Origin of the sequence: Bacteroides sp. OM08-11, assembly GCF_003438665.1 — a bacterium.
In the GTDB taxonomy this organism is placed as follows: domain Bacteria; phylum Bacteroidota; class Bacteroidia; order Bacteroidales; family Bacteroidaceae; genus Bacteroides; species Bacteroides cutis.
The window spans coordinates 131189-142431 of the sequence record NZ_QSTJ01000002.1; the positions used below are offsets into that span (position 1 = coordinate 131189).

At 38.1% G+C, this 11243-nt stretch carries 9 protein-coding genes; 8 read left to right on the plus strand and 1 reads right to left on the minus strand.

Going from position 1 to position 11243, the window contains the following annotated elements; translation table 11 throughout:
- Window positions 1-385 precede the first annotated feature (385 nt).
- The 7 genes from DXC10_RS04385 (at window position 386) to DXC10_RS04415 (ending at window position 7434) form a co-directional block, all read left to right on the plus strand.
- The gene (locus DXC10_RS04385; RefSeq protein WP_117737404.1) at window positions 386-1351 is read left to right on the plus strand and encodes an IS1595-like element ISBun2 family transposase; all 966 of its coding nucleotides are present in this window, start codon (window positions 386-388) and stop codon (window positions 1349-1351) included.
- A 359-nt stretch (window positions 1352-1710) separates the two neighbouring features.
- Complete coding sequence (locus tag DXC10_RS04390) at window positions 1711-2523, plus strand: uracil-DNA glycosylase family protein (RefSeq protein WP_117737405.1); 813 nt, start codon at window positions 1711-1713, stop codon at window positions 2521-2523.
- 7 nt (window positions 2524-2530) lie between these two features.
- Window positions 2531-2803 carry a hypothetical protein gene (locus DXC10_RS04395; RefSeq protein ID WP_005825562.1) on the plus strand — a complete coding sequence of 91 codons (273 nt, stop codon included), beginning with the start codon at window positions 2531-2533 and terminating at the stop codon, window positions 2801-2803.
- 20 nt (window positions 2804-2823) lie between these two features.
- On the plus strand, window positions 2824-3600 hold the full coding sequence (locus tag DXC10_RS04400) for a hypothetical protein (RefSeq protein ID WP_117737406.1): 777 nt from the start codon (window positions 2824-2826) through the stop codon (window positions 3598-3600).
- A gap of 216 nt (window positions 3601-3816) precedes the next feature.
- The gene (locus DXC10_RS04405; RefSeq protein WP_117737407.1) at window positions 3817-4194 is read left to right on the plus strand and encodes a hypothetical protein; all 378 of its coding nucleotides are present in this window, start codon (window positions 3817-3819) and stop codon (window positions 4192-4194) included.
- 203 nt (window positions 4195-4397) lie between these two features.
- Entirely contained in the window at window positions 4398-6536 is a 2139-nt protein-coding gene (locus tag DXC10_RS04410; RefSeq protein WP_101544387.1) for a BACON domain-containing protein, read from the plus strand.
- 79 nt (window positions 6537-6615) lie between these two features.
- Window positions 6616-7434 (plus strand): hypothetical protein, encoded by an 819-nt coding sequence (locus DXC10_RS04415; RefSeq protein WP_101544790.1) that lies wholly within the window; start codon window positions 6616-6618, stop codon window positions 7432-7434.
- A 96-nt stretch (window positions 7435-7530) separates the two neighbouring features.
- On the opposite strand, the gene alaS is transcribed toward DXC10_RS04415, so the two are convergent.
- Window positions 7531-10152 (minus strand): alanine--tRNA ligase, encoded by a 2622-nt coding sequence (gene alaS / locus DXC10_RS04420; RefSeq protein WP_101544389.1) that lies wholly within the window; start codon window positions 10150-10152, stop codon window positions 7531-7533.
- A 103-nt stretch (window positions 10153-10255) separates the two neighbouring features.
- Here alaS and DXC10_RS04425 point away from each other — a divergent pair, with 103 nt between their 5' ends.
- The gene (locus DXC10_RS04425; RefSeq protein ID WP_101544391.1) at window positions 10256-11224 is read left to right on the plus strand and encodes a M23 family metallopeptidase; all 969 of its coding nucleotides are present in this window, start codon (window positions 10256-10258) and stop codon (window positions 11222-11224) included.
- The last annotated feature ends 19 nt before the right edge of the window (window positions 11225-11243 follow it).

The following is an 11243-nucleotide window of genomic DNA, read 5'->3' on the forward strand; positions in this document are numbered from 1 at the left end:
TTTGTCCCAATTATATACTTTAATGTACTAATTTTAATTCTATCTATTTATATCTTATTTCAATAGGGAAATCTTTTGGGTTTCCCTATTTTTTATGCCCGTTTTCAAGTGAATCAAAGAATTTTGTTAAAGAATCCTAAGTAGATAACACTTGAGATTGGATTGGGGTATAATTCGCCAAAGTAGTTTTCATAGTAGTAAAAACCAAGTGTTCCAAGTATCATACTGGAAGCACTTGGTTAATGTTTAAATGAGCAATAATTACAGGATATATGTATATGATAATTATACCCAATTGGCTTATTTAAGTATCTAATTTTTAATCACTTATGTTTTATGTGTTAGGATTTTTTATTATATTTATATAATAAAAATAACATGTCAATTGGAAACAGAAATAATCAATATTGTAGAAATAATAAAGAAGAATAAACAAATGCGAGAAGTAAAGTCATTTATTGATTTGATGAAATCCTTTTATGATGAAAAATCATGCAGAGAATTTCTTGAAGATGTTAAATGGCGTGGAGAACCGATTTGCCCACACTGCAATTGTCAAACGAAAGAGCATTATAAGTTAAAGTCTAATGGAGAATTTAAAGGACTATATAAATGTAAACGATGTAAGAAAAGATTTACGGTTACTATTGGTACAATGTTTGAAGGTAGTCATGTGTCATTAAAGAAATGGTTCTATGCATTGTATATATTCTTAGCCCATAAGAAAGGAATAAGTAGCATACAATTATCTAAAGATATAGATGTAACACAGAAAACAGCTTGGTTTATGTTGGAACGGATAAGACATAATTTGAAAGACAAACTTGTAGTTCAATTTAATGATATGACACAAGTTGATGAAACCTATGTCGGTGGTAAGAATAAAGGTAGAGTAAAGAATGCACAAGGAAGAAGTCTTAAAGTTAAGACTCCCGTAGTAGGTCTATTATCTGATGGAATGGCATATACAACCGTTGTTCCAAATACCGGTGGAAAGGTTTTGAAAACGATAATCAATACTTTAGTCAAGGAAGGTTCTACCGTTATAACAGATGGATGGAAAGGTTATGCTGGAATATCGAAAAATTATATTCATAAAGTTGTTGAACATAGTACTGGTGAATATGTAAAAGACGGATTTCATACCAATAGTATTGAGGGATTTTGGTCACACTTGAAACGTGGAATATTAGGAATATATCATAAAGTAAGTCCAAAGCATTTGGATAAATACTGTGATGAATTTGCATTTAGATATAATACGAGAGGACTAACAGATGTTGAAAGATTTACTTATTTTACGATGTCAGCATATAAAAGATTAAAGTATCAAAGTTTGATTTCCCCATAAGAATAGGTAAATTTGAATTGAAAATAGAAAAAGAGCAGTTCACGAAGTAGCATTTTTGCTAAATAGTTCCTATATTTGCATTGTCCCAAGAGGGACAGACATAGTTTAGGAAGCGTTTAGCTTATTCCTTGTCAATGAATCTGGACAATTCACCTGCACTGAGGAATATGAAAGAATGCTCCCTTTGGTTTGCATATATAGCACTGATGTGTTGATATACAGCCAAAGGCGTGAGCTGTTTTCATTTTTCGGTGCAGAGGTAGTCCAGAACCCATTGACGGAATTTGATAACAGTCTTGCGCCTTCCCTATTTTAGAAAATGCTTTCTTTGAGACTGGGGGAGCGCAAAGTGATTGTGTATGAGAACAGTCTTCTGCAATGATTGTCATTTGTCGGATGATATTCCAAAGTTAGTTGCTGATGAATTGTTGGGTATTCAGCAATTAGATATGTTAAAGGCTCGTTATAAGCAAATGAGAAAGTGCTATGACTTCTCGTATGCAGAATGGCAAAAAGAGTTTTCCGATGATTTGAAGCCTTTTAATGGATATACAGATACTACCTCTGTTTGTATTCCCATTTTGAATCCATTGTTTAGAAAAGATTTTGTGGATAAAGGTGCAATAGGTTTAGATTTGCCGACCTGGTTTAATGTTCAAGTCGATAATGTCCGAATTATGCTTATTGCGCAAGACCCGTTACGTGATGCGAAATGGTATGAAGAATGCCATGATGCGATAGTGTCAAGTCCATTTGGGCTGCATGATGCAGCTCATAGAAAAAGTGGAAGTGGTGGCAAAATGGCTGGCTTGTTGGTTAATGATCTGATTAAGAAAGGGGTTGCAATATACCTGACTGATGCGAATAAGTATTTTGTACATGATAGAGAAATGTCTAAGACTTATGCTGAAAGTAGATTAAAGACATATACTGATATATTGCAAAAAGAATTAGACTTGGTGAGACCAAATCTTTGTGTTTGTTTAGGTAAGAAAGCGAAAGAAGTTTTGGATAAATGTACGGTAAATGCCAAATCAATAGTGTTGCCACATTTGTCGGGAACTGCACGAGGAGCAATAGTCAAAAGGTTTCCAATATTAGAAGACATTAAAGCAACAGCCGAAAATGTTGCAAATGTATATGTAGATGAAATTGTTGAATCATTAAAATAGTAGAATTATGGGTTGTATAACATTCGTATTATTAGTATTGAATATCATTGCATTAGTTGCAATAGATATTATGTTTTGGGCTGAAAGTGCAGCTTCGGGACTTGCTGGAGTATTTGGTATTATAGCATTCTTTATAGGATATGCTTTGAGTGTGGAAGTAACGATTGCTCCAAGAGATTTTTGGGTAAATTCTGCATTCGGTATCTTTATAAAGAAACTTGGTGTAGCCAATATGACAGCTTTTGCAGTGTGGTTTATTGGAAATTTGATAATTGGGTAAAAACATTAAAATGAGAAGATATGAGCAATAATGAAAATTCAGTTTTAGAGTATTTAAAAGCAAACAATGAAGTATTGTTTGATAAAATCGTGAATGCTTTGCGTAAAGGAAAGCAAGTTAATTTTACGGATATTAATCAAAGTGATATTATCATTTTGAGTCCGCAGAAAGCATTTGAATATGCGGGAGAAGAAGGCGATAAGTATTTTAAAGTTTGGATGGTAGGGAGTACTATTGCTTGGTGTACTTGGGCTAATTCAATGGTTGATAGCGATTTCCGTTGGAATGCTAAGGCGAGAAATGAAAATAAAAGAGATAACAAGGACATTTTGGGTAATGAGCCTTATGTTTCTGCTTATTTGAAGTCTAATTCTGCCATTGAACAATGTTCAGTAGTTTATATGTTCCCGTTTGAAGCCTTTTCCAAAAAGAAAGTAGAAGTTATGAAAAAGGTGGAAGAAAAAGAAAGTAAAACAGAAAAGTCTGTAAAAAAGACGACAAGTGAACCAAATAGTAAAAAGGTTGAAGATATTATTGATAGACTTTCATGGTTAACGAAAGATATTTCAGAAAAATTTGCACCTAGTCCTACTGTTCCAGGATTAGGTATGCTTACAAGGGCTATGGATAAACAAGAACTTCTTAGGAAACGTGCTGATTTTGATACTAGCTTAATGCGTTTGAAATGTTTGGATGAGCATAATAAGATGATACCGTATTTTGAGAAGAAAGCACAAGAGTGGGATGAGAAAAAAGCTGGACTATTTGGAAAAATAGCTAAAGTGTTGAAGAAATGATTTGAATATAGAGAATTTTGGCAAGACCGTATCAAAGTATAACCATTGAGATACGGTCTTTGTTTATACATATATAAATCATAAATTGAAATACAGGTTTATGTATAAAGAAAGATTCCTAATATCCCCCCCATTTAGGTAGTCAAGTGACGAAATCCACCATTGGTGTACCACCTCGTAAATGTGTTGAATTGTTTTTGAGAAAGGAGGTACAGTATGGCTTGGTCTAGTTTATCGTCAAATGAGATACCTACAAAATCGGAAGTACAGGAAGCTATAAATTCTGCTGGATTTTTAGTATGGAGAGGTAATTCATTAGTACCAAACAGGGATGGAGGTTCAACTGATATAGCTAATAACAATAATGCGTTTAAATCAGCTTTAATTTCATTGGAAGCAGCTTCTAATACTGGTGTAAAGACCCCACGAACTGTTTATGCAGAAAAATATGTTACACATAAGTACCAAATGAATGCAGGAGATCCATATTACTTTTTTACTGTTTATATGTCAAGTACTTATATACGAGTAACTAAAAATAGTTCAGGGTATATGGATAACTTATATATTAGGCAAATACTTTATTTGCCATAGTTAGGATAATGTATATAATTGTGATTTAAGAATAGCCGCACCTAAGTTTGAATTTGGGTACGGCTTTTATTTTTGTGTGATTGGTGCATTAAAGTATATAATTGGGTTATTTGTTTTATTTTTCTTTATAATTAGCTTTATTTTATTTTTTTCCTTTATATTCGTAATATTATTTTTATTAAACAACAAACACGAATATTACGATGAAACATTCTACTCTTTTTGGGGAAGGGAAGGTACTATTCTTTCTCTTTTTAGTGTTGCTTTTTGGGGGGAGTTTGCAGGCTTGTTCTGATGATGAAACACCTCTTACGTTAGAAATCAGTGATGAAGAACTGGTATTTGGTTCTGATGCGTCTTCGAAGAAGATAGAAATTAAATCTTCTGCTGTTTGGGAAGCTAAAGTAGTTTCCGGTGCTGATTGGTGTAGTTACAAAGATGAAACTAATGGGGTTGTTTCGATAACTGTAAAAGCTAACGACTCTGGTGCTAAGCGTGAATCGAAAATACTTTTTACATGTGGCACGTTAAAGAAGGTACTTCTTGTTATTCAGGAAAATATTGAACCTATGCTTGAAATTACTGAAACTGAACTTTCATTCGATGTGGCCAGTGGCAGTAAGGAAATACAGGTACAGAGTAATATACAATGGAAAGCAGGAGTAATGACTGCCGGAGCAAGTTGGGTTACATGTGTTGTGAAAAAGGAGAAACCGAATATACTGGTCATCGCTGTGGAGTCAAATTCTGCCATGCACCAACGTAAGGCTATTGTCAGTGTTACAGCTGGTTCTTTGAAGAAAGAAATTTCTGTAATTCAAGCCCCTTATGTCCCCTCCGTATTATACTCGCGTATAGAACCTAACTTTGATTTTTCTTTGCTGGAGGATGATTTTGGGAATACTCTTCCTGATTTTAGTAATATAGGCTATAAAGGTGGTGAAGTTGAGATACCTGAAGCTCCTGTTGTCAAAGTCCTTTCTGCACCAATGCAGGGTGTGGATGCTACTTCCATGATTCAAAATGCTATTGATGAAGTTTCTCGGATGCCGCTTACGGACAATATCCGTGGAGCAATTCTTTTGCAAAAAGGACAATATGAAGTGTTTGGGTCTTTGGCTATAAAGGCTAGTGGAGTAGTACTTCGTGGTGAAGGCGATGGAGAAGATGGTACCATATTGGTAGCTGCCGGTAAAAAAGCAGGTTATGATGCACATCATAGGCTCATTAAAATAGCAGGTTCCGGAAAATTGACCCCATCTGCGCCTTCTTCTAACAATATCAAAGAGGCTTATGTTCCTGTAGGGCGTTTCTGGGTTACAGTAAATAACCCTGGTTCTTTCCAGGTTGGTGATGATGTCACTATTTATCGTCCCGGTACCAATGAATGGATTCATGACCTTAAGATGGATCAAATAGAAGGTGGCTCAGGTGTTAAGCAGTGGGAAGCCAGTGGCTATAATTTTGCTTATGAACGTGTAGTTACTAAAATTATTGACGACACTCTTCATTTTGATAATCCTATTATGATGGCTATGGAAACTCGGTATGGTGGTGGAGCTGTGTATAAGTCAACTTTTTCGGGACGAATAAACCATTGTGGTGTAGAAAATATGCAGATTATCAGTGAATATGACAAAACCAAAAAAGATAAGACTGGTTATTATAATGATGAAGATCATAGTTGTACGGCTATTGATATGACAAAGACTGAACATAGTTGGATACGTAATGTTACTTCCAAATACTTTGCCTATGGTTTGGCTGAACTGAGAGATAATTCTCGTTATATTACGGTGAAGGACTGTAAATGTTTTGATGGGGTAGCGGTGCGTACCGGAGGGCGACTTTATTCCTTCTTGATGGATGATGTGTCATCATGTTTGGTGATAGATTGTGAAACTACTGAAGGACGGCATGATTGTGTTACTGGTAGTAAGGGAGTAGGACCCAATGCTTTTGTAAGGGTGAAAATACGAAATTCTCATGCCGATGCAGGACCACATCACCGCTGGAATATTGGTACACTCTACGATAACATTGACAGTGACGGACAAATCAATGTGCAAGATCGTGCCGATATGGGTTCCGGACATGGATGGGCAGGTGCCAATCAGTTTCTTTGGAATTGTAAAGGAGGTAGAATTACCGTTCAAAATCCATGGGTATCTGCCAAAAACTTCAGTATCGGTACCAAGGGAAACAAGCATGAAGGAGCTCGTAAGGGAAGACCCGATGGCGTATGGATTATGCAAGGAAAAGATGTCACTCCGGTGTCACTCTATGATGCACAATTGGCATTACGTAAACAAGACGGACGATTGTATCATACTGGAAAATAAGTGGAATATCTATTTCTCAGTGCAGTATTTGTTGCTATTTTGCATTCCTATATATAAGGAACAACTAAAATCTAAGACAATGAAACATGCTTATTACATATTAACTTTGATATGCTTGATGCTGGTTGGTGCCAGTTGTGAAGAGGATTATCGGGATATGGTAATCTTTGAGGGGATTGAACCTATCTATCAAATTGGGACTTGTGATAACTTGATTTCTTCTGTTACATTATATTTGGCAAATACAAAAGAGATAGTATTAGGAATTGATGGAGGAGATGGTAATTATAACCTTATTAATGAACATGAGTCTGTGGCAAATGTAGCGTTTACTAAAGATGTTAACGGTTACCGGCGTATTAAGATTCAACCTCTGATGGAAGGTGAAACGATATTGCGTATCATGGATGGCTCGGGTACTGGAACTAAACTTTTCATTACAGTGAAAAATCGTCATCAGTGTAAAATGATGAAAATGGGCTTTGAATATGGAATTAGCGAAGGTGCATCTATGGATTTGCTGGCTAGTGTGCAGAAAAATCTGGCCGAACGGCCTTGGTTGAAAGACAACGGATATTACTTGTTGGTACCAGATGATGACTCTTCTTTTTGGGAGAAAGGTATACTGGAGATTTATCCGGAAGGGAAAGAAAGTATACCTTTTATTGGCCGTTACGATACAATTTTCGTAGAAGATGAAGAAGGAGATATGCGGGTCGTGTGGCAATTTACTTATGGTAATGAAAAGAGGTTTTATACCCGAACTCTTCTTTCTTCTTCCGGTAATACGGCAAAGTGTGTACTTGCTGAGAATATCACAGAATTTTGCCCTTCCGGTTTGTTGCCTCAGGGTGTGACAGTTGTTTTTCGGGAATTGTTTAGCCTTGGTATAGAATAATATCAGATTATATTTTGTCTGTAAAAAAGGACTCCGCTTTCGATATTTAGCCGAAAGCGGAGTCCTTTTTATTAGGTAAGATCAGTTAGAGGCTGTTTATAGCCCTGCCAATTCCATAATTTTATCTACTGCAGCGTTCAAACCATCAGGGTTTTTACCACCTGCAGTTGCAAAATGAGGTTGACCGCCACCGCCACCTTGTATCAGTTTAGCTGCTTCTTTCACCAAGTTACCCGCTTTAAGACCACCAGCTACGAGGTTATCGCTTAACATAACTGTCAACATCGGTTTACCTTCGAATACTGTTCCGGCTACGAAGAAAAGATTTTCCGTAATTTCTCCACGCAATTGGAAAGCGATATTTTTAACGGCATCGGCAGGTATCATTGCTGCACAGAACTTAATAACCTTTATACCGTTTACTTCTTGAGCGTTTTGCAACAATTTTTCTTTCAGTTGTGCTTCCTTTTCTTTCATGAAGTCTTCCACCTGTTTCTTTAACCCTGCATTTTCTTCAATATACTTACGGATTGCACCGGATAAGTCGGGTGCATTGTTGAAAAGTGCTTTCAGGTCGCGCATGGTGTCTTGGAAAGTATCCAACATTTCCTCTACACGTGCTCCTGTGTATGCTTCGATACGACGAATACCGGCAGCAACAGAACTTTCGGATACAATCTTCACCATTCCGATGTTTCCGGTAGCGGCAACGTGTGTACCACCGCAGAATTCGATGGAAGAGCCGAACTGGATAACACGTACATGGTCGCCATACTTTTCACCAAAAAGTGCGATGGCACCCAGTTCTTTAGCTTCTTCAATAGGAATATTACGATATTCTTTCAAAGGAATATTAGCACGTATCTTGGCATTTACAATGTGTTCTACCTGACGAAGTTCCTCATCTGTTACTTTTTGGAAATGGGAAAAGTCAAAACGCAGAGAGTCAGGAGTAACTAAAGAACCTTTCTGTTCTACGTGGTCACCTAATACTTCACGTAATGCGGCATCCAGCAAATGGGTAGCAGAGTGGTTAGCGGCACATGCGGCACGCTTTTCTGTATCCACGCAAGCCATCATCGGAGCTTCCAAATATTCGGGCAACTTCTTGGTAATATGAATAGGAAGATTGTTTTCTTTCTTCGTATCAATTACTTCGATAGTTTCAAATTCATTCACCAATACCCCCGTATCACCTACCTGACCACCACTTTCGGCATAGAACGGAGTCTTGTCCAATACAATCTGATATAAAGTCTGATTCTTTTGTCTCACCTGGCGATAACGCAGAATGGATGTTTCATATTCCGTATAATCATAACCCACAAATTCTGTGGTACCCTCCTTCAATGTAATCCAATCACCGGTTTCAACGGCTGCAGCATTGCGAGCACGTTGTTTCTGTTTCTCCATTTCGGCATTGAATTCCTTGATATCGGCAGTCATGTCATTTTCGCGCAAGATAAGTTCCGTGAGGTCGAGTGGGAAACCGAACGTATCATATAATGTAAAGGCATCTTTACCGCTGATTTCAGTCTTACCGGCAACTTTGGTATCTGCCATTGTCTTGTCGAGTAAGCGTATACCGGTTTCCAGAGTGCGAAGGAAGGAATCTTCTTCTTCTTTAATCACTTTGGTAATCAATTCTTTTTGCGCATTCAATTCGGGGTAGGCACCACCCATATTTTCAATCAGCACGGGGAGAAGTTTGTACAGGAATGCCTGTTTTTGTCCAAGAAATGTATAGCCATAACGTACTGCACGGCGGAGGATACGGCGAATTACATAACCTGCTTTTGCATTACTCGGCAATTGGCCGTCTGTGATAGAAAAGGCAATAGTTCGGATGTGGTCGGCAATAACACGCATAGCAATGTCTGATTTTTCATCTTCGCCATACTTTTTACCTGCCATGTCACCGATGGCTTTCAATATCGGTTGGAATACATCTGTATCATAGTTGGAAGTTTTACCTTGTAATGTACGTACCAAACGTTCAAATCCCATGCCTGTATCAATTACTTTGGCGGGAAGTCCTTCGAGGCTACCGTCCGCTTTACGGTTGAATTGCATAAATACAAGATTCCAAATTTCAATAACTTGCGGATGGTCTTTGTTCACCAACTGGCTACCGGGAACTTGTGCTTTCTCTTCTTCCGAGCGGGAATCAACATGTATTTCTGAACACGGACCACAAGGCCCCGTATCGCCCATTTCCCAGAAATTATCGTGTTTGTTCCCATTAAGGATATGGTCTTTGGGTAAGAATTGTTCCCAATAAGATGCAGCTTCGTTGTCGCGTTCCAGACCTTCTTCAGGACTACCTTCAAATACGGTGGCATAAAGATCCTTGGGATCCAGTTTCAATACGTCTACCAGATATTCCCACGCCCATGAAATAGCTTCTTTCTTAAAGTAGTCACCAAACGACCAGTTACCTAGCATCTCAAACATGGTGTGATGATAAGTATCATGACCTACTTCCTCCAGGTCGTTGTGCTTTCCGCTCACACGAAGGCATTTCTGTGAGTCGGCAACTCTTTTATATTTTGCCGGGTGGTTACCCAAAATAATGTCTTTAAACTGGTTCATACCCGCGTTGGTAAACATCAACGTGGGGTCATCTTTAATCACCATCGGTGCCGAAGGCACAATCTGATGGCTTTTACTTTCAAAAAAACTCTTGAACGAGTCTCTGATTTCATTTGCAGTCAACATACTCTATATATCTATCCTTGAGGTTAATATTCTTGAAAAAACTGTGCAAAGATAGCGTGTTTTTATTACTTTTGTCGCATTGACAAGCGAAATATTTCCTAAGATGCGCAAAGTTTACTACATTTATAATCCAAGGACACAGACTTATGACCGAATCTATCCTACTGTACGGCAACGGGCATTAAGTATTTTGCGTCGTTTATTTTTTGGTATGGGACTGGGTGCGGGTAGTTTCATCATACTGTTATTAATTTTCGGTTCTCCGTCGGAGAAGGAGTTGAGAAAAGAAAATAGTAAGCTACAAGCGCAGTATAATGTACTTTCCCGTCGGTTGGATGAGGCGATGGGGGTGTTGCAGGATATACAGCAGCGTGATGACAACCTTTATCGTGTCATCTTTCAAGCCGATCCGATACCTTCGACCATTCGTAAGGCGGGTTATGGCGGTACAAACCGTTATGAGCACTTGATGGATATGGCGAACTCGGATTTGGTTATCAACACTACACAGAAAATGGATATGCTGACCAAACAGCTTTATATTCAATCACGTTCTTTTGATGATGTAGTGAAGATGTGTAAGAACCATGATGAGATGTTGAAATGTATTCCTGCTATCCAACCTATTTCCAATAAAGATTTACGGAAGACTGCTTCTGGCTATGGAACGCGTATAGATCCTATATACGGTACTGCTCGTTTCCATGCAGGGATGGACTTCTCTGCTCATCCGGGTACAGATGTCTACGCTACCGGTGACGGAAAAGTGATAAAGATGGGGTGGGAGACCGGATATGGTAATATAATTATTATAGATCATGGTTTTGGTTATCAGACTTGGTATGCCCACTTGCAAGGTTTTCGTACGCAACTTGGTAAGCGAGTTGTACGGGGTGAGGTGATTGGTGCAGTTGGCAGTACAGGTAAAAGTACCGGACCGCACCTTCATTATGAGGTACATGTAAAAGGCCAGGTTGTAAACCCCGTCAACTATTACTTTATGGATCTTAGTGCCGAAGATTATGACCATATGATTCAGATTGCGGAGAACCACGGTAAGATGATGGATTGATGGATATTTGACAATGGTT

Coding starts and splice junctions, on each gene's coding strand:
- DXC10_RS04390 (WP_117737405.1), top strand. CDS start 1,711: ATGAGAACAGTCTTCTGCAATGATTGTCATTTGTCGGATGATATTCCA.
- DXC10_RS04410 (WP_101544387.1), top strand. CDS start 4,398: ATGAAACATTCTACTCTTTTTGGGGAAGGGAAGGTACTATTCTTTCTC.
- DXC10_RS04395 (WP_005825562.1), top strand. CDS start 2,531: ATGGGTTGTATAACATTCGTATTATTAGTATTGAATATCATTGCATTA.
- DXC10_RS04405 (WP_117737407.1), top strand. CDS start 3,817: ATGGCTTGGTCTAGTTTATCGTCAAATGAGATACCTACAAAATCGGAA.
- alaS (WP_101544389.1), bottom strand. CDS start 10,152: ATGTTGACTGCAAATGAAATCAGAGACTCGTTCAAGAGTTTTTTTGAA.
- DXC10_RS04425 (WP_101544391.1), top strand. CDS start 10,256: ATGCGCAAAGTTTACTACATTTATAATCCAAGGACACAGACTTATGAC.
- DXC10_RS04415 (WP_101544790.1), top strand. CDS start 6,616: ATGAAACATGCTTATTACATATTAACTTTGATATGCTTGATGCTGGTT.
- DXC10_RS04400 (WP_117737406.1), top strand. CDS start 2,824: ATGAGCAATAATGAAAATTCAGTTTTAGAGTATTTAAAAGCAAACAAT.